The 19,324-nt window shown below is 41.9% G+C and carries 22 protein-coding genes; 1 reads left to right on the top strand and 21 read right to left on the bottom strand.

Annotated features, from left to right (window positions below; translation table 11 throughout):
- Positions 1 to 165 precede the first annotated feature (165 nt).
- The 19 genes from fusA to I6G42_RS03580 all read right to left on the bottom strand — a co-directional run bounded on the left by fusA (position 166) and on the right by I6G42_RS03580 (position 16,194).
- On the bottom strand, positions 166 to 2,247 hold the full coding sequence (fusA, locus tag I6G42_RS03670) for an elongation factor G (protein ID WP_038804156.1): 2,082 nt from the start codon (positions 2,245 to 2,247) through the stop codon (positions 166 to 168).
- Between the two features lie 281 nt (positions 2,248 to 2,528).
- A complete protein-coding gene (gene rpsG, locus I6G42_RS03665) occupies positions 2,529 to 2,999 on the bottom strand; it encodes a 30S ribosomal protein S7 (protein WP_000087873.1) in 471 nt (156 codons plus the stop codon).
- Positions 3,000 to 3,018: 19 nt separating this feature from the next.
- Positions 3,019 to 3,432, bottom strand: a complete 414-nt coding sequence (rpsL, locus tag I6G42_RS03660) for a 30S ribosomal protein S12 (RefSeq protein WP_001142332.1) — start codon at positions 3,430 to 3,432, stop codon at positions 3,019 to 3,021.
- Positions 3,433 to 3,749: 317 nt separating this feature from the next.
- Complete coding sequence (locus I6G42_RS03655; RefSeq protein WP_038804157.1) at positions 3,750 to 4,349, bottom strand: response regulator transcription factor; 600 nt, start codon at positions 4,347 to 4,349, stop codon at positions 3,750 to 3,752.
- Position 4,350: 1 nt separating this feature from the next.
- Positions 4,351 to 5,448, bottom strand: a complete 1,098-nt coding sequence (locus tag I6G42_RS03650; protein WP_038804158.1) for a sensor histidine kinase — start codon at positions 5,446 to 5,448, stop codon at positions 4,351 to 4,353.
- 4 nt (positions 5,449 to 5,452) lie between these two features.
- A complete protein-coding gene (locus tag I6G42_RS03645; RefSeq protein WP_038804159.1) occupies positions 5,453 to 6,187 on the bottom strand; it encodes an ABC transporter permease in 735 nt (244 codons plus the stop codon).
- A 12-nt stretch (positions 6,188 to 6,199) separates the two neighbouring features.
- Positions 6,200 to 7,069, bottom strand: a complete 870-nt coding sequence (locus I6G42_RS03640; RefSeq protein WP_038804160.1) for an ABC transporter ATP-binding protein — start codon at positions 7,067 to 7,069, stop codon at positions 6,200 to 6,202.
- Positions 7,062 to 7,256 carry a hypothetical protein gene (locus tag I6G42_RS03635; RefSeq protein WP_000709170.1) on the bottom strand — a complete coding sequence of 65 codons (195 nt, stop codon included), beginning with the start codon at positions 7,254 to 7,256 and terminating at the stop codon, positions 7,062 to 7,064. Before I6G42_RS03635 ends, I6G42_RS03640 begins: the two co-directional genes overlap by 8 nt.
- Positions 7,253 to 7,459, bottom strand: coding sequence for a hypothetical protein (locus tag I6G42_RS03630; RefSeq protein WP_000390701.1), 207 nt, complete (start codon positions 7,457 to 7,459; stop codon positions 7,253 to 7,255). Before I6G42_RS03630 ends, I6G42_RS03635 begins: the two co-directional genes overlap by 4 nt.
- Before the next feature lie 124 nt (positions 7,460 to 7,583).
- Entirely contained in the window at positions 7,584 to 9,248 is a 1,665-nt protein-coding gene (locus I6G42_RS03625; RefSeq protein ID WP_038804161.1) for a DAK2 domain-containing protein, read from the bottom strand.
- Between the two features lie 2 nt (positions 9,249 to 9,250).
- On the bottom strand, positions 9,251 to 9,616 hold the full coding sequence (locus I6G42_RS03620) for an Asp23/Gls24 family envelope stress response protein (RefSeq protein WP_038804162.1): 366 nt from the start codon (positions 9,614 to 9,616) through the stop codon (positions 9,251 to 9,253).
- 152 nt (positions 9,617 to 9,768) lie between these two features.
- Positions 9,769 to 9,957 (bottom strand): 50S ribosomal protein L28, encoded by a 189-nt coding sequence (rpmB, locus tag I6G42_RS03615; RefSeq protein WP_001140948.1) that lies wholly within the window; start codon positions 9,955 to 9,957, stop codon positions 9,769 to 9,771.
- A gap of 104 nt (positions 9,958 to 10,061) precedes the next feature.
- Entirely contained in the window at positions 10,062 to 10,736 is a 675-nt protein-coding gene (locus I6G42_RS03610) for a LiaF transmembrane domain-containing protein (protein WP_038804163.1), read from the bottom strand.
- Between the two features lie 5 nt (positions 10,737 to 10,741).
- Positions 10,742 to 11,188 carry a LytTR family DNA-binding domain-containing protein gene (locus I6G42_RS03605; protein WP_038804164.1) on the bottom strand — a complete coding sequence of 149 codons (447 nt, stop codon included), beginning with the start codon at positions 11,186 to 11,188 and terminating at the stop codon, positions 10,742 to 10,744.
- A gap of 113 nt (positions 11,189 to 11,301) precedes the next feature.
- Positions 11,302 to 11,805 (bottom strand): phosphatase PAP2 family protein, encoded by a 504-nt coding sequence (locus I6G42_RS03600; protein WP_038804166.1) that lies wholly within the window; start codon positions 11,803 to 11,805, stop codon positions 11,302 to 11,304.
- Positions 11,802 to 12,164, bottom strand: coding sequence for a DUF2200 domain-containing protein (locus I6G42_RS03595; RefSeq protein WP_000078812.1), 363 nt, complete (start codon positions 12,162 to 12,164; stop codon positions 11,802 to 11,804). Before I6G42_RS03595 ends, I6G42_RS03600 begins: the two co-directional genes overlap by 4 nt.
- 65 nt (positions 12,165 to 12,229) lie before the next feature.
- Entirely contained in the window at positions 12,230 to 13,990 is a 1,761-nt protein-coding gene (locus I6G42_RS03590) for an ABC transporter ATP-binding protein (RefSeq protein WP_038804167.1), read from the bottom strand.
- Positions 13,980 to 15,749 (bottom strand): ABC transporter ATP-binding protein, encoded by a 1,770-nt coding sequence (locus tag I6G42_RS03585; RefSeq protein WP_038804168.1) that lies wholly within the window; start codon positions 15,747 to 15,749, stop codon positions 13,980 to 13,982. The genes I6G42_RS03590 and I6G42_RS03585 overlap by 11 nt, the downstream gene beginning before the upstream one ends.
- On the bottom strand, positions 15,733 to 16,194 hold the full coding sequence (locus I6G42_RS03580) for a MarR family winged helix-turn-helix transcriptional regulator (RefSeq protein WP_038804169.1): 462 nt from the start codon (positions 16,192 to 16,194) through the stop codon (positions 15,733 to 15,735). Before I6G42_RS03580 ends, I6G42_RS03585 begins: the two co-directional genes overlap by 17 nt.
- A 192-nt stretch (positions 16,195 to 16,386) precedes the next feature.
- Between I6G42_RS03580 and I6G42_RS03575 the strand changes: the two genes are divergently transcribed.
- On the top strand, positions 16,387 to 17,085 hold the full coding sequence (locus I6G42_RS03575) for a CD20-like domain-containing protein (protein ID WP_038804170.1): 699 nt from the start codon (positions 16,387 to 16,389) through the stop codon (positions 17,083 to 17,085).
- 47 nt (positions 17,086 to 17,132) lie between these two features.
- Here the strand turns inward: I6G42_RS03575 and I6G42_RS03570 are convergent, their stop codons facing one another.
- Positions 17,133 to 17,849, bottom strand: coding sequence for a YebC/PmpR family DNA-binding transcriptional regulator (locus tag I6G42_RS03570; protein ID WP_000532893.1), 717 nt, complete (start codon positions 17,847 to 17,849; stop codon positions 17,133 to 17,135).
- A gap of 96 nt (positions 17,850 to 17,945) precedes the next feature.
- Positions 17,946 to 19,316: an MATE family efflux transporter gene (locus I6G42_RS03565; RefSeq protein WP_038804171.1), complete on the bottom strand. Its 1,371-nt coding sequence runs from the start codon at positions 19,314 to 19,316 to the stop codon at positions 17,946 to 17,948.
- Positions 19,317 to 19,324 lie beyond the last annotated feature (8 nt).

Below are 19,324 nucleotides of genomic sequence, written 5' to 3'. Positions count from 1 at the left end.
TAAAAGTGTTTTTATGAATGTTTTTCCTATTTTTATAAATATGAATAGGGAATTGAACGATTTTATTACTGCCAAATTTAGTTTAGGGTATATTTTTCTAACCTTCCTTGATATAGAACATAAAAAGGAAGCCACTAAATGACTTCCTTCTAGAGCGAGGACTGATTAGTCTTCACCTTTGTTTTTCTTAATGATTTCTTCTTGTACTGACTTAGGTACATCTTCGTAGTGGTCAAATACCATCATGAAGGTACCACGTCCTTGAGATGCAGAACGAAGAACAGTTGCGTAACCGAACATTTCAGCAAGTGGAACGTAAGCACGTACGATTTGGCTGTTACCATGTGCTTCCATACCATCTACACGTCCACGACGAGCAGTTACGTGACCCATAACATCACCAAGGTTTTCTTCTGGAACAGTGATGGTTACAAGCATCATTGGCTCAAGGATAGCTGGTTGTGCAGTCTTAGCAGCTTCTTTAAGAGCAAGTGAAGCCGCGATCTTGAAGGCAGTTTCAGATGAGTCGACATCGTGGTATGAACCATCGTAAAGCTTAGCTTTAACGTCAACCATTGGGTAACCTGCAAGAACACCGTTAGCCATAGATTCTACCAAACCTTTTTCAACCGCTGGGATAAATTCACGAGGAACCACACCACCGACGATTGCGTTTTCGAATTCGAATCCTTTACCTTCTTCGTTTGGACTAAACTCAATCCATACATCACCGAATTGACCTTTACCACCAGACTGACGTTTGAAGAATCCACGTGCTTGAGTAGAAGCGCGGAATGTTTCACGGTAAGATACTTGAGGAGCACCTACGTTCGCTTCAACTTTGAACTCACGACGCATACGGTCAACAAGGACGTCAAGGTGAAGTTCACCCATACCTGAGATAACTGTTTCACCAGTTTCAACGTTTGTTTCAACGCGGAATGTTGGATCTTCTTCCGCCAATTTTTGAAGGGCAATACCCATCTTATCTTGGTCAGCTTTAGATTTTGGCTCAACCATCAACTGGATAACTGGTTCTGGAACGTGGATTGACTCAAGGATGATTTTAGCTTTTTCATCTGTCAATGAATCACCAGTAGTTGTATCCTTCAAACCAATAGCAGCTGCAATATCACCAGCATAAACGGTTTCGATTTCTTGACGACTATTGGCATGCAATTGCACAAGACGTCCGATACGTTCACGTTTACCTTTAGAAGTGTTCATTACGTAAGAACCAGATTGAAGAACACCTGAGTATACACGGAAGAATGTCAAGCGGCCTACAAATGGGTCTGTTGCAATTTTGAAGGCAAGAGCTGCGAATGGCTCTTCGTCAGATGCTGGACGAGTTTCTTCTTCGTCTGTATCTGGGTTGATACCTTTGATCGCTGGGATGTCAAGTGGGCTTGGAAGGTAGTCGATAACCGCATCAAGCATCAATTGAACACCCTTGTTCTTGAAGGCAGAACCACACAATACTGGGAAGAATTCAACGTTGATAGTCGCTTTACGGATACCAGCTTTCAATTCTTCGTTAGTGATTTCTTCACCTTCGAGGTATTTCATCATCAATTCTTCGTCAGTTTCAGCAACTGCTTCGATCAATTTTTCACGGTATTCTTGAGCTTGGTCAAGGTATTCAGCTGGAATATCCTCTTCAAGGATATCTGTACCAAGATCGTTAGTATAGATTTCAGCTTTCATCTTGATCAAGTCGATGATACCACGGAAGTCATCTTCAGCACCGATTGGCAATTGGATTGGGTGTGCGTTTGCTTGAAGACGGTCGTGAAGTGTGCTTACTGAGTAAAGGAAGTCAGCACCGATTTTGTCCATTTTGTTGGCAAATACGATACGTGGAACTCCGTACTCAGTTGCTTGACGCCAAACTGTTTCAGTTTGAGGCTCAACACCTGATTGTGAGTCAAGAACAGTAACCGCACCGTCCAATACACGAAGAGAACGTTGTACTTCGATTGTGAAGTCCACGTGTCCTGGTGTGTCGATGATGTTTACGCGGTGGTTGTTCCATTGAGCTGTTGTCGCAGCAGATGTGATAGTGATACCACGTTCTTGCTCTTGCTCCATCCAGTCCATTTGTGACGCACCTTCGTGAGTTTCACCGATTTTGTGGATTTTACCAGTGTAGTAAAGAATACGCTCAGTAGTTGTTGTTTTACCGGCATCGACGTGAGCCATGATACCGATATTACGAGTTTTTTCAAGTGAAAATTCGCGTGCCATGAGGTTAGTTTCTCCTATTTTTTATTTTACAATCTATTATAACATTATTTAGAAAAAACGGATAGGCAGGACCTACCCGTTCTCAATGTTTATCTTGTTTTTGTTGGTTTCAACTTGTAGACAAGTTGAATTGAACTCGGGCTAGAGTTAGCTAGCTGAGTTGAACTCAATTGAACTCGGGCTAAAAGCTTGGAAAATAGATAAGCTTTCCTAGAATCTTTGATTCTGCGTCAAGCTTCCTAATTTTCAGTCGCTTTTTTAACGCCCTTAGTATCTTATTATTACCAACGGAAGTGTGCGAAGGCACGGTTAGCTTCAGCCATACGGTGAGTGTCTTCACGTTTCTTAACAGCTGCACCAGTGTTGTTAGCAGCATCCAAGATTTCTTTTGCAAGACGGTCTTGCATTGTGTGTTCACCACGAAGGCGAGCGATGGTTACCAACCAACGAAGTCCAAGTGTTGTACGACGTTCTGGACGAACTTCAACTGGGACTTGGTAGTTAGATCCACCAACACGACGTGCACGTACTTCAAGTACAGGCATGATGTTTTCCATAGCTGTTTCAAATACTTCAAGTGCATCGTTACCAGTAGCTTCTTTGATTTGCTCAAAAGCACCGTAAACGATTGAAGCAGCTGTACCACGTTTACCATCAAGCATAACGCGGTTGATAAGACGAGTAACTAGTTGTGAATTGTAAAGCGGATCTGGCAATACGTCACGTTTTGGAGCTCTATTTTTACGACTCATTTCTCTTTATCCCCTTTCCTTATGCTTTTGGACGTTTAGTACCGTATTTAGAACGGCCTTGTTTACGATCGTTAACACCTGCAGTATCAAGTGCACCACGTACGATATGGTAACGTACCCCTGGAAGGTCTTTTACACGTCCACCACGAAGAAGCACCACGCTGTGCTCTTGCAAGTTGTGTCCGATACCTGGGATGTAGGCAGTAACTTCGATGAGGTTGCTCAAACGTACACGAGCGAATTTACGAAGGGCAGAGTTAGGTTTTTTAGGTGTCATTGTTCCAACACGAGTTGCAACACCACGTTTTTGTGGTGAAGAAACATTTGTTTGAACTTTTTTATGACTGTTGTAACCAACGTTCAAAGCTGGTGATTTAGATTTTTCTACTTTTGATTTACGCGGTTTGCGAACCAATTGGTTAATTGTAGGCATCTACATTCTCCTGTGTTTTTTTATTTTTGGTGATGATACACTTGGTGACAGCTACCATCTGTGTGTACTTTTGCAACATTTGTCAGCACGTCCCTGTACACTTTTGAGAGACCAAAAGTAAAAAGTACCGTCTATTATTGTAACACATTTTTTCTTTCCTTGTCAATATTTTTTTCATTTTTATTCTGATCTTTTATCTCTTTGACACTAGTTCTAACCGCTTTTTTAAACAAAAAAAGGAGGCAGTTTTGCCCCCTACTTTCTAGTATGGATTTCCTTCGATTAAGCATTCGTTTGGGATATTTTTATCTTTCTTATCAAAGCCAACCAGATTCTTTTGCAATGTTGGCTGCCTCTGTTCGATTACCAGCATCTAGTTTCGAAAGAATATTGGTGACATAGTTTCGGACAGTTCCGTTTGAGAGGTAAAGATGATCTGCGATTTCTTGGTTAGACAAGCCCTGAGCGATTCCCTTTAAAACAGCGATTTCTTGTTCTGTTAAGGGGTTGGGATGCGTCATCACCACTTCCATCAATTCAGGCGAATATTCCTTACGTCCTTCGAGAACAGTGTGCAAGGTTTGCATGAGGTCTGCAATGCTTCTTTCTTTTAAGACATAAGCATCCACTCCAGCCTTGACCGCACGTTCAAAATAGCCAGGACGCTTGAAGGTCGTCACGACGACTACCTTAGTTTCTAGCTTTTCTGCTCGTATCCACTCCAAGACTTCGAGGCCAGTCTTAACAGGCATCTCTACATCAAGGATGGCAATATCGACAGTCTCTTTTTCTAAGAGTTCGATTGCTTCTTGGCCATCCTTGGCTTGTAGGACAGAATCTACATCTGGTTGAAAGGTAAGCAACTGGCACATAGCATCTCGCAACATACTTTGATCTTCTGCAACAAGTAGTTTCATCTTAGTTTCTCTCCTTATAAGGTAGTCGAACCTGCACTTCCGTCGGATGTTTCTGACTGATCACTTTTACTTCTCCTGAAAATGGAAGGACACGATCGCGGACTGTATGAAGTTCATCCCCCTTTAGAGAAGCAAAGCCACAGCCATCATCTCGCACTGTTAAAATGAGTTCTTTCTCTGTTCGTTCTACTTTTAAAAAAGCTTTAGACGCTTTAGCGTGTTTGATGATATTGGTCACTAACTCAAGCAAAATCATGGAAGCCGTTGACTCCAATTCCTGAGTTAAACTAGCAGTATCTAATTGGTGATCGATTTGGACTTCAATTCCTGCAATTTCCAGCATTTTTTTCACAGTCGTAAATTCAGAAGCAAGAGTTCTGGTTTTAAGATTTTCGATAATTGTACGGACTTCATTCATGGATTCCTTACTGATCTGATGAATTTCTTTTAATTCTTTTTCCACTTGAGGATAGGCTTGCATTTGAAGTAGCTGGAGGGCAAGATCCGTCTTCACACTCAGCATGGCAAAGGTATGGCCTAGGCTGTCATGGAGATCCTGGCCGATACGACTGCGTTCATTTTCAGCCAAGAAAAGATTGAGCTTAGCATTTTGCTTTCTCTTTTCTTCTTTTATTTCCTCTGATACTCGAATTCGATAGAGACCAAAGGTAAAGGCATCAGAAAAGACAAAGGTCACCAAGAAAAAGAGCAATTGCCAAGGACTAACATGATTGACCATATAGATTCCGGTCAGAATCAATGGTTGTAGGACAGCAAAACTGACAAAGCGCCAAGAGTGAAAAGAAATCTCATCCAGCTCATAAATAAGGAGATTGGATAAATAAAAGATAAACCATGTGAAACCCGAATTCAGCCAAACCGATGTATAAAAAATGTAGGCAATCATAACCCACCAAGCCAGCCACTGCACAGTACGGTTTTGACTTAATAAAATCGAATAAAAGGCTAGGACAAATAATAATGTCCAGAACAAGGTCAAAGGCGGGTACTCTCCACTGATGACACCCGCTATAGGAAAGATGATAAACACTAATGAAATATGAAACATATAATGCGTGTTTTTTAATTTTTCCAACATAGATTTATTTTACCTCGATCCGTTTTTTCAGCTGGATTACCAATACACCAAAGAAAACTGTATAACCTAGTACAACCAAGGCAGCAAGAATATTAAACTCGTGGCGCTCCAAATAAGTAGAGACAACCTGCATCAGTTGATAGGTTGGAGTCAGTTTTCCAATGGATTGGAGCCATTCTGGGAAGGAATTCAAAGGGAACCAGAGTCCACCTAGGACAGCCAAAGCAATATAGGCAATATTGCCAATAACCGTCATCAGTTGAGCACTGGGAAGCAAGCTCACCAAGACACCCATGCTGATAAAGACCACGCTTCCGACCAGCAAAATAGCACCGATTACCAACCAGTCAAGCCAAGGTAGCGTAACTCCACGGACAAAATGACCAACCGAAAAGACAACTATAATTGATAACAAGAAAGTTAGCAGAGTACTGAACAGTTTTGATACATAATATTCTACCATAGATACGGGAGAATGTTGAATCAATTTTTGCCAGTTGTTTGTCTTATCAGACTCGAGTGTGCTTGGGATACTGAAAAAAGCACTTGACATGATACTAAAGAGCGTCATGGCAAAAAGATAGGCTTGAAGAGCAATTTCTGGAATATCTGACCCTGACATCATACCAGAAAAAATAAGGTAAAACACACTTGGGAGTCCGATGGATAGCAAGTAGTAGACGGCTTGCCGTTTCATCAGAATGATTTCCACTTTCATGAGACTTGTCATATTTTTCATCGTCAATCTCCTTTAATCTTGAGTCGTTTCAAAAATACTGTCTAAGAGAGTTCGATTGCGAACTTCAATTTCTTCGATCGTGCAGCCCTGTTCTTGCAAGACTTTCCATACCTGGCTGGCTTCTTTGGTGGTGAAGGAAAGAGCATTTTGCTTGATTTCAATCTCTTGAACTTGGTCTAAAGTTCTGATAACTTCCTGATAAGTTAGAGGTACCGTAAAATGTTTTTCTTGTTCTTCACCACGCATGGCATAAGGCGTCGTATCGCGAATTAATTCTCCCTTGTGGAGAACCAAAATGCGATCAGCCGTATGCTCTACCTCTTCGATATAGTGAGAAGAATAGACAATGGTGACACCATTTTTCTTTAACTGATTAACAATTTCCCAAAAATGCTGACGTGTCGAGGTATCCATGGCAGCAGTTGGCTCGTCTAAAAATAGAATTTTCGGACGACCTATTAGTGCCAACACGAAAGAGAACAAACGTTTTTGCCCACCAGACAACTTGCCCGCTAGCTGATTTTTCTGTTTGTCCGAAAATCTCAGCAAGTCATCAATTTCTTGATTGGAGAGACTGTTTGGATAGATTGATTGAAAGAAGGATAAGAGTTCTTTCACTTTCAAGTCTTGAACCACCGTATTTTCTTGAGGTAAGATAGAAATAAGCTGCTTTAATCGAGGATCTGTTGGTGCAAAGCCTTGAATAGCTATCTGACCTGAGCTCACGAACTTGTCGCCCAAGAGGCAATCAATCAAGGTCGTCTTACCTGCTCCGTTAGGTCCTATCAAGGCGACACATTCACCATCGTTGATTTCAAAGGAGATGTTCCGCAAGATCTCCTTGTCTTTTATTTTCTTACTCAATTTCTCAACTTTAATCACAGTCGTGAGATTCTCCTTTCAACCACTTCATTCCCATAGGGAAAACGACGAAAATCATAAACCCAAAACCCCAAGCACCACGAATAAATTGGCGAAGCACGGTTTGGTCAAACCAACCAGTAAACATTTCCACTAACCATACCAAGAGTGATAGGCTGATAAAGAAATAGATGATTGCTTTTTTCATTCCTCAAACTCCTTTTTCACATCTCTGACCAATTTCAAACCTTCTCTGACAAGCCAAGACATCATTCCAAAGCCAGCAAAGAGCTCCCAAGGAAAATGGTAGAAACCCTCGTCCAATCCTGAAAACATGAGATAGGTCATAACTCCTGCTGCTACTAAACTCACTGCGACAATCATTTTATTTTTCATTTCTTCTTCCTCCATTTCATACTTCAATTATAGTCTTTTGAATTTGGCGGAGCTAGATGCTTCTGTCACTAGGAAATATGACAAATGTCATAAAAAAAGAAAGCTGCAAAATCAACTTTCTTTTTAATCGATTAAATTTTTATTCTACACTGAAAAGATATGGATATACAGGTTGTTGTCCTTGGTGGATTTCTACTTCTACATCTTCGAATTCTTCTGTGATTTCTTGGGCGATTTGGTTAGCCAATTCTTCACTTCCATCTTCACCAATATAGAAGGTTACGATTTCACTATCTTCGTTCAACATATGTTTCAATGTTTCTGTCAAGGTTTGATGCATGTCAGGGTTTGACACGAGGATTTTCCCATCTACCATACCAAGATTGTCATTTTCGTGAATTTCCAAACCATCGATAGTCGTGTCACGAACGGCTGTTGTTACACTACCGCTGACCACTTCACCAAGAGCTGCAGTCATACGTTCTTTGTTTTCTTCGATAGACTTGCTTGGATCAAAGGCAAGAAGACTAGTCAATCCTTGAGGAAGGGTACGAGCTTCTACCACAACAGCTGGTTGATCCAATACCTCTGCAGCAGATTGGGCCGCCATGAAGATATTTTTGTTGTTTGGCAAGAAGATGATGTTGCGAGCATTGACTTGCTCAACAGCCTTGATAAAGTCTTCTGTCGAAGGGTTCATGGTTTGTCCACCTTCGATGACATAGTCCACACCTTGGGCACGGAAGATATCTGCCAAGCCTTGACCTGCTACTACTGCGATAAGGGCGTATTCCTTCTCTTCAGCTGGCTTGCTGATTTGAGCTTCTTTTTCTACTTGAGCTTCGTGTTGGTTGCGCATATTATCTACTTTAACCTTGACCAAGCTACCATATTTAAGGCCTTCTTGCATAACAAGACCTGGATCTTCTGTATGGACGTGGACTTTGACGATTTCATCATCGTTGACGACAAGAAGAGAATCCCCTAGGTCATTCAAGTAGTTACGGAATTCATCGTAGTCAAAGTCCTTAGAATAAGTTGGACCTTGTTTGAGAGCTACCATGATCTCTGTACAGTAACCGAAGGTAATATCCTCAGTTGCCACATGTCCAGCTACTGACTTGTGGTGTTCAGCATTGATCATTTCACCCATATTAGCTGGAGTTGCTACAAAGTCCTCAGACGCACTGTATTCACCAGTAAGAGCTGATAGGAAACCTTCGTAGATGAAGACCAAACCTTGACCACCTGAGTCCACAACACCAACTTCTTTCAAAACTGGAAGCATGTCTGGTGTTTTGGCAAGAGCTGTTTTAGCTCCTTCCAAGGCTGCACGCATGACCTCAACAGCATCATCTGTCTGTTCCGCTTTTTTCTTGGCACCAATGGCAGCACCACGAGAAACTGTCAAAATAGTTCCTTCGACTGGTTTCATAACAGCCTTGTAGGCTACCTCGACACCAGATTGGAAAGCAAGAGCCAAGTCTTGACCTGTTAACTCGTCTTTATCTTTGATCGCTTGAGAGAAGCCACGAAAAAGTTGAGACGTGATAACTCCTGAGTTTCCACGCGCACCCATCAAGAGCCCCTTAGCAAGAATGCTCGCCACTTCTCCAACTGTAGAAGCCGGCTTATCTGCTACTTCTTTGGCACCATTTTCGATGGTCATCCCCATGTTTGTCCCAGTATCTCCATCTGGAACTGGAAAGACGTTTAATGAATTGACATATTCTGCTTGCTTATTCAAACGAGTTGATGCAGCCTGCACCATCTCTTGAAATAAGCTGGTAGTAATTTTTGACACGATTATTCTCCTACAACTTTGATATTTTGAATGTAGACATTCACAGTCTGAGCAGTAATTCCTAGTTGGTTTTCCAAGCTAAAACGAACGCTCCCTTGGATGTTTTTTGAGACTTCACTAATCTTTGTTCCGTAGCTCAACACGGTATAAACATCAACTGCAATGCTGCCATCCTCGGCTGCCTTCACGACAACACCTTTTGCATAATTTTCCTTACCAAGAAGGGCTTGGAAATTATCTTTGAGGGTATTTTTGCTAGCCATACCGACCACACCAAAAATCTCAGTTGCTGCACCACCTACAACGGTTGCAATCACTTCATCTGTCAGTTCGATTTGACCATCTTTTGTATTAATTTTTACAGTCATTTTTTTTACCTCAACTAGTTGATACTTTATTTTATCATATTTCATCCCAAGTGTAAAAGCAGAATGCTGTATCGGCAGATATTTACTCTATTTTTCAAATGGTTTTATCTATAGAGCAAAAGAAAAAGACCAGTTAGGTCTTTTCATTTTTATTAAACGCGTTCAACTTTACCTGATTTCAAAGCACGAGCTGAAGCCCAAACTTTTTTAGGTTTACCATCGATAAGAACAGTAACTTTTTGAAGGTTTGGTTTTACGGCACGTTTTGTTTGGTTCATCGCGTGTGAACGGTTGTTTCCTGATACAGTCTTACGACCTGTAAAGTAACATACTTTAGCCATTATGTTTTCCTCCTATTAGATCTAATATAGCGGATGTGCTAGCACCACATACCGTACTATGTTATCACACTTTCTTGAATTTATCAAGAGAATTAAAAATTTTTTTATTTGACGTAAACAACTCCAAGTTTACCAAAAGCGACTTCCCCACGGATAATCAAGGTTTTGTTTGTTGGCGCTACAGGAGCATCTGCCTTAGCTGCACCAAAGGATGTTTCTACTTTCAAATCGACACGCCAGTGTTGCGGAACATAGACAGTTGCATTACCAAAGGCCACTTCGATATTTAAAGTCGCGAAATCACCTAATATCTCTGCATTATCATAATAGATTTTAGCATCGCCAAAAGCGACTTCCACTTGGTCGGCTACAAGATCTTGATCCTGCGTATAGAAGGTTCCACTACCAAAAGCGACTTCCTTATCCGTGATAACTGTTCGCTCACCGTTGTACCACCATTTTTTGCCATACCAAAACTTACTTGAGTGAGTGAGATAGCCAACACCTAGCACTGCTAGGATACTAGCCCAAAACAAAGACTGGTTTGGGATTGGCAAAATGTTATAAAAATGATTCGCAATCATTAAGGCTACTAGAGCGGTAAAAACTGCCGAAGTCAGGTGACGACTAAGCAAAGCCTCAACTGATTGGTAGGCAAAAAATACGATACCAAGCAAAGGCCATATTTTTCCATCCAAAGAAGGAATGCCAAAATTCCCTTGCAGCAAGATCCAAGCTGCTAAAACCAATAAAACAATACCAAATGCTTTCTTTTTCATCTTTTTTACCTCATGTTTCTTAGATTTTCTTTTAGGAGGGATTGGTAATGCCGTGAGACATGAACCTCCTTGTGCGTATTATAAAAGGAAATGGTGCCCGTTCCTGAAAAGGACTTGTCCACTGAGTAAATCTGACGGATGTTTGCGATAGTTGACTTGGACACTCGACTAAAATAGCGAGGCAAGATGGACTCCAACTCATAAAGTTTGAGACGTACTTCATAGGCTTCCTTCTGATTATGAGCGTAGATCTTGCTCCCTTCTGTTTCAAAGAAGAGAATTTCTGACAGGTCTAGATAATATTCACCTGTCCCCTTGTAAAAAGTCAACCTCGGAGCCTTTGACTCTTCCAAGAGTCGTTGCAAGTCTGCAATTTCATCTGTCAAAGTGGGGGTCTTGATGACAATTTCAGTTTCCTCTAAATTGCCGTCAATCTCAATTCGTAACTTCATCACATCTCCTTTCTGACTCTACTATATCAAAGCTAAGATAGGAAAACAAGAGCAAAAAAGCAAGTGGTCAATCTGAGCCTGTAAGTGGTTGTAGGACTAGCTTAACTTACATATCAGAATAGGAAGAAAAGAAACCCCCACACCAGACCACAAGCATAGCCAACCAAGACATCCTTGGGATAATGAACACCTCCTAAAACCCTCACCAAGCCCAGCAAAGCTGAGAAGAGCAAGCATGCCAAGCCAACAGGTAGACTGGCATGCAGACAGGCCATGGAGATGATAGTTGCCGAAAAAACATGACGACTAGGCATAGACTGACCCGAACTATCCTTGTCAAGCAAGGAACTGATATCCCAAGTTTCGTAGGGGCGCGGGTGATTGATTTTCTTACGAAACAGGGACAAGATCACAAAACCTGATGCAGGGACAAGCAAATAGATCCCAACTTGCTTCCCAAGTCCTAATTGCAGATAAGTGGTGACTAGTAAGGTCAAATAGACCAGAGGCATAGCGACTGTCATCAAACGATTGAAACTGCGTAACAGAAATAAAAGAGTGGGATGGCCGGTGAGTCTGGAGCTGATATTTTGATACCATTCTTGATAATTTTTCATTTATGTTTCTCATATTTTTCTAGAACTTGTTGAGATGTTTTCCCCTTGGCAAGCCAATCCACTAGTTTGTCCAACCGACGTATTTCCTGCATCAGAGGGTCATCAATTTCCTCAATACGGACACCGCAAATCTTCCCTGTAATCGCAATTCGTTCAGGGACATAATAAGGTGCTTGGCGAAAAAAATCTCCGTAGGTAACATCCCTATCCAGACAAGCAAGAACGTCACTCACTTCATACCCTGTCAACCAACTGGTCACTTGGTGAACTGACTCTGCCTTTCCACCCTTTCGCTCAACTTTTGCAATCAAGGCTGAGTAGACAGCAGCAAATTTCATATTGTATAATTTCTGACTCATACTTCTCTCTTTCTATGTGTACTAGTATAAATAAGAAAAAGAAGGCCGTCAAGCCTTCTTTTGATTTATTCTTCTGCTTCGTCTTCTGTAAACTGACTATTGTACAAGTCAGCATAGAAGCCACCTTGTGCCATCAGTTCCTCATGGTTGCCCTGTTCGATGATATTGCCATCTTTCATGACAAGAATCAAGTCGGCATTACGAATAGTTGACAAGCGGTGGGCGATGACAAAGGAAGTTCTACCCTCCATCAAACGGTCCATGGCTTTTTGAATCAACTCCTCTGTACGTGTGTCGACTGAGGATGTCGCTTCATCCAAAATCAAGAGCGGTGCATCTTTGAGAAGGGCACGAGCAATGGTCAAAAGTTGTTTTTGTCCAACAGACAAGGTTACGGTGTCATCCAAAACAGTGTCGTAGCCGTCTGGCAAAGTCATGATAAAGTGGTGGATTCCTACTGCTTTGGACGCTTCAATCATACGTTCATCACTGATGTCTGTCTGATTATAGATCAAGTTCTCTCGAATCGTTCCTTCAAAGAGCCAAGTGTCCTGCAAGACCATTGAAAATGCATCGTGTACTTCCGAACGCTTCATGTCCTTGGTATCCACACCGTCGATGCGGATACTTCCCTTATCAATCTCATAAAACTTCATCAAAAGATTGACAATGGTTGTCTTACCAGCCCCAGTCGGTCCAACGATAGCGACCTTCTGACCTGCATGAGCTGTCGCAGAAAAATCATGGATGATGGTGCGCTCTGGTGTATAGCCAAAGGACACGTGATCAAAGACTACTTCCCCTTTCATGTTGCTCAATTGTCTTTCCTTGTGAGATTCATCTTGCATCTCTGCTTCAGCTAGAAATTCTAATACACGAGTCATGGCTGCACTCGCTTGTTGCAAGCTCGTAATCCCTTGAGCAATCTGTGACAGAGGTTGGGAGAAGGTCCGTACGTAAACCATAAAGGCTACAATAATCCCTATAGTGATATGTCCTTCTAACGCCAGCGCGGCCCCAACGATGATGACTAAGACATAACTAAAGTTCCCAACAAAGAACATGGCTGGCATCATGATACCAGAGATAAACTGAGATTTCCAGATACTATCATGCAAGTCTTGGTTTAAACCTGCAAATCTCGCTTTGGAGGTGTCCACTGCGTTGTAGCTGGTCACTACATTATGGCCAGAGTACATCTCTTCCACATAACCATTGACGGCCGCTAGATTATTTTGTTGGGCTTTAAAATAACCCTGTGACTTGGCCATGATTATGGAAACCGCCGCAAAACCAACAAGGGTTGATACAACGGTTACCAATGCCAAAATCCAGTTCATGCCAAACATGGTAATCAAAACAGCAATCAACAAGAAACTAGCTGAAAGAACTGTCCCTAGACTTTGGTTGAGAGATTGCGCTGCCGTATCCACATCATTGGTCACGCGCGAAAGGGTGTCTCCTTGTGAATGACGATCAAAATAGCCAAGTGGCAAACGATTAATCTTTTCAGCGATTGCTGTCCGCAAGCGTTTTGAAAAATGCTGAATACTCGTTGAAAAGATATAGGCCTGGGTATAATTAAGGATGGCGCCAAATACATAGAGAATCACTAAAAAGCTAGCAATACTTGAAACAGCCTCTAAATCAATTCCTGTCATCAAACCATCTGAAATCAAGTTAGTGATTTCTTTAATCTTAGTTGGACCATAAACAGTAATGATACTTGAAATAACTGCAGCCACAACTGCTATTAGGAGAGGGAGTTGGAGGCCTGCCATATAAGGTTTGCACTGTTTCCAGACCGACACTTTTTTATTTTCCATGTTCCAATTCCTCCTTCGATAGTTGTGAGTAGGCAATTTCTTGGTAGACTTCGTTGGTAGCTAGAAGTTCCTTGTGGGTGCCTTGTCCCACGACTTTTCCTTGATCCAAAACTAAGATCAGGTCGGCGTCCATAATGGTAGAAATCCGCTGCGCTACGATGAGCTTGGTCATGGATTTTGTTTTCTCAGCTAGCTCTTGGCGAAGGACACGATCAGTCTTGTAGTCCAAGGCTGAGAAAGAGTCATCAAAGATGAGAATCTCTGGTTTACGAGCCAAGGCACGCGCAATGGCCAAACGCTGTCTTTGACCTCCTGAGAAGTTGGTTCCACCTTGGGCTACTTCTGATGCAAGACCTGCTTCCTTGTCCTCGATAAATGCTTTAGACTGGGCCAATTCAAGAGCTTGCCACATAGCAGCCTCGCTTAGAGGAGTTTCTTTGCTCTTACCAAAGTCCAAGTTCCCCTTGACATCTCCTGAGAAGAGGACTGCTTTTTGAGGGATATAGCCGACCTTATTGCGCAAATCTTCCAAATTGTAATCTTGTACATTGACACCATCCACTAGGATTTCTCCATCTGAAACGTCGTAAAAACGAGGCAAGAGGTTGACTAGGGTGGACTTTCCTGATCCAGTCGATCCGATGAAAGCCACGGTTTGACCCGCTTCTACTTTGAAAGCGACATGTTCCACGACTGCTTCTGAGTTTTTAGAGTAGCGGAAAGTCACATCACGGAATTCCACTTGTCCTTGAACTGAAGGATCCGCTGTCTGTACTTGACTAGGATTTTCAATAGAAGAATGCAAATCCAATACTTGATTGATACGTCCTGCTGAAACCAAGGTACGAGGAAGAACGATAAAGAGTGCTCCCATGAGAAGGAATCCCATCACCACCTGCATAGCATAGGACATGAAGACCACCATATCACTAAAGAGTGGCAGACGTTCTGTCAAACTTGCATCGTTGATGATATAGGCACCGATCCAGTAAATGGCTAAACTTAGTCCACTGGAAATCGCCATCATAATCGGGTTCATAATCGCCATCAATCGATTGACAAAGAGATTGAGGCGCGTCACTTCATCATTGGCTGCTTCAAATTTTTCATCTTGATAATCCTCAGCATTGTATGCACGAACAACTCGAATCCCAGTCAAACTTTCACGAGTGATGCTATTGAGCTTATCTGTCAATTTTTGGATGACAGATTGTTTTGGAAAGGCCAGAGTCATGAGAACAGTGGTCATCAAGACATTCACAATAACAGCCACCACTACTGCCCAGAGCCAGTATTCCGATTTCCCAAGGATTTTTCCAATGGCCCAGATAGCCATAATTGGCCCACGAGTGACCACTTGCAAGCCCATGGTAAAGAGCATCTGTACCTGGGTAATATCATTGGTCGTCCGAGTCAAAAGACTTGGGATTGAAAAGCGCTTGATTTCTGTCTGCGAAAAATCCAAAACCTGATGAAACACGTCACTACGTAAGTGGGTTGTATAAGATGCTGCAACGCGAGCGGCAAAGAAACCAACCATAACAGATGAAAAGAAAGCTAATAAAGACAAACCAATCATCTTCGCAGCTGGTGACCAGAGTTCACCCAACTGCGTTCCAGACGTTCCCAGTAATTCTGTAATTTGCGAAATATAAGTCGGTACCTCTAACTCGAGATAGACCGAGAAACAAGTGAACAGAATCGTAAGGAGAATCATTCCCCACTCTTTTCCTGTAATACGTTTAGCGAGTTTCTTCATCTTCTCCTCCTATCTTCTCAACATTTTTTTGCAACTGACCGAGAACTTTTTCAAATATTGCCAAGTCTGACTTTGAAACCCCCTCTAGCAGACTCTGATCAATCCGATCAAAAAAAGCCTTAACTTTTTGCATCTGCGAACGCGATTTCTCCGTCAGGCGAACAAATTTTGCCCGCTTATCGCTCGGGCTCGCCTCTAACTCAACCAAACCATTTTGTACCATGCGCTTGACTAAATTACTCGCAACAGATTTAGTAATATTGAGTTCCTGCTCAATATCTTTAATCAAGACCAAGTCTTGGTTTTCCTCACGACCATCCAAAAAACGTACAACCTGGCCTTGAGGTCCACCCATAAATTCAATGCCACATCGCTTGGCTTCTTTCTGTACCATCAGATGAACCTGGTGTCCAAAACGTTTAAACATTAACATCGGCTTGTCCATGATTGCTCCTTTCTTATCCTTTAAATAGTTCTCACAAGAACTATTTAAGTTTCCATGAGAACTATTTTATCACTTTCAGAAGAGATGTCAAGAAAAAAGTTTCCTAGAGAACTATTTTGGCACAAATTGACATTATGCAATATTTTTTCTATAATAAGCACTAACTACCATGGATAGAAATCCATTCACTCGATGAAGGGAGAAAACTTTCAAATGAAACCAGAAGAACAAAAAGTTTTAGGAATTTTAGCAACTATTTTTGGAGCTATCGCACTTTTAGGGTCTTGGATTCCGTTTATTAACTATCTATCGTTTTTCATCGCTATTGTCGCTTTGATCTTGGGCATTATCGGCCTTATCGTCAACCTTAAAAAACGGAAAACGATGGCCATTATCGGAACATCCCTAGCAATTGCTTCTGTTGTACTTTTCTTTACGACCCAGATACTGTACGCTAATGTCTACAAAGAGTTTGCCAGGGAGTTTAACCGTTCCTATAGGGAGGCAAGTTCCTCAATGGAACGCGAAGAAGAAAGCGACTTGACAGATGATAGCGCCTATTCCATCCCTGAAGAGGAAGAAGACGATACCTTCACCTGGACCCAAGAACAGTTCGACGCCTTAATCGAAGGTGACCTTGACAATAAAGGAAAAGGTGGTACCAACTACAAGGATATTATCAAAAAACACGGACTACCAAATTCCGAATTTGATTCAATCATTGAGGGCTACGACACCAAGAAAATTACCTATATTGGCATTAATGATAGAATCAAAACCGTTACTCTAACCTTTGTAAAACAGGATAATGGTCAACTCTTACTCGTTCATAAAATAGCTGTAGGCCTAGGAGAAAGCCAGCAGCAAAGAGATTCTGGAACCAGAATCTAATCTCAAATATAAAAAGCGAACAGCTAGCAAGTCTGTTCGCTTTTCTATTAGAATCCATCTACGTTTGTGTAGATCTTTTGTACGTCTTCGTCGTCTTCAAGAACGCTGTAAAGTTTTTCAAAGGTTTCAAGGTCATCACCTGACAATTCCACTTCTGACTGAGGAATCATTTCCAATTCAGTCACTTGGAATTCTTCAATACCTGACTCACGAAGGGCAACGATAGCCTTGTGAAGGTCAGTTGGAGCTGTGTAAACAGTGATTGTTCCTTCTTCTGCTTCTACATCGTCCACATCAACATCTGCTTCTAGCAATTGTTCAAAGACCGCATCAGCATCTTCTCCCGCAAATACGATAACACCCTTGTTGTCAAAAAGGTATGAAACCGAACCTGAAGCACCCATGTTTCCGCCGTTTTTACCAAAAGCAGCACGGACATTGGCTGCAGTACGGTTAACGTTAGAAGTCAAGGTATCAACAATCAACATAGAACCGTTTGGTCCAAAACCTTCGTAACGTCCTTCTGTAAAGGTTTCGTCTGTATTTCCTTTTGCTTTATCAATCGCTTTATCGATAACGTGTTTTGGCACTTGGGCTTGTTTGGCACGGTCGATAACGAATTTCAAGGCAGTGTTTGATTCTGGGTCTGGATCACCTTTTTTAGCTGCTACATAGATTTCTACACCAAATTTTGCATATACTTTAGAGTTAGCTCCATCTTTAGCCGTTTTCTTGGCTACGATATTGGCCCATTTACGTCCCATTAGGAATCTCCTTTTTTCACATTTTAATCTTTCTTATTATAACACAAGTTTTTTCGATTTTCACTAGAGGAAATGGATTTTATTTAGCAAATCGAGCTAGGATGATACTTTAGTTGCCAAGATGGCCTTGCCTTCTTTTATCAAAGGATGACGGAACAGTGAGAAGTACAGTTGGATGGTCATGGCAACCCAGATTAGAGGTTCGCAAAGGATAACACCCTTATAGCCCGCCCAAGGAATAATCAAGACCACAAAAGCGATTTTTCCGATTAGTTCAATAAAGCTAGAAACTAAGGGAAGGATCTTTTGCCCCAAGCCCTGCAAGCAATTGCGATAAATCAACAAGAGGCTCAAAATGGGATAAAAGGCTGAGCTGATTTGCAGGTAGAGGCTACCATTTTCTACTAAGTATCCATCCGTCGAAGTCGCCAAGAAGGAAACTAAGGTAGGACTGGCAAAAAAGAGGAAGACACAAACAAAGACTGCCCAGGACATACTTAAACGACTGCCGATTCGAAGTCCTTGAACAATGCGGTCTGGTCGCTTGGCACCCAAATTCTGAGAAGCAAAGGTCGTCATCGAGGCAGAAATAGCAGTCATAGGAAGAAGGGCAAAGGCCATAATGCGTCGAGCTGCCGTCTGGGCACTAATAATCACTGCACCAAAGGTATTAACAGAAGATTGTAAAATCACACTACCGATAGACACAATGGAACTCATCAAGCCCATAGCTAACCCCTGCTCTAAGAGATCTGCATATAAGGCCTTGTTCCATTTGAAATGCTTGAGACTAGGAAGAAGTTCTGGAACACTCTTGCGGATATAGTAGAAACAGAGTATCGCTGATAGCCCCTGCGAAATGATGGTAGCAAGGCCCGCAGATTGAACTCCCAGATGCAGTTGCGTAATGAAATAGAGATCCAGAACCACATTAACCAAAGCAGAGAAAATCAGAAAGCCAAGGGCTGCTAGACTGTCCCCAATGGACCTCAACAAGCCTGCAAAAAGATTATATGCAAAGCTGACACCGACACAGGTCACAATCATAGATATATATTGATAGGACTGAGGAAGGATTTCTGCAGGGGTATCTAAGTATTGCAAGAGAGGATACAAACCAAGAAAGCCCAGTAGCATAACTACAATACTCAACAGAGTTCCTAAAATCCAGGTGGCTGCTACTGCTTCCTTGATTTTGGTGAAATTCCGAGCCCCATAATAGCGGGCAATGACAATCCCCATTCCATTGCCAACACCAAGTGTAAAGCCTATAATCAAATCAAAAATGGCAGTTGTTGCCCCAACCGCAGCCAAAGAATCTTGTCCAAGAAAACGCCCAACAATCAAGACATCAGCAGTGTTATAGAGCTGCTGGAAAATATTGGACAGCAAGATTGGAAAGGCAAAACTCAAGAGCGAAGGAAGAATAGGACCATGTATCAGGTCCACTGTTCGTTTCTTATTCATAAAGCTAT

This window comes from Streptococcus oralis (assembly GCF_016028255.1).
GTDB lineage: Bacteria > Bacillota > Bacilli > Lactobacillales > Streptococcaceae > Streptococcus > Streptococcus oralis_AC.
This window is presented reverse-complemented; position numbering and strand designations above follow the sequence as displayed.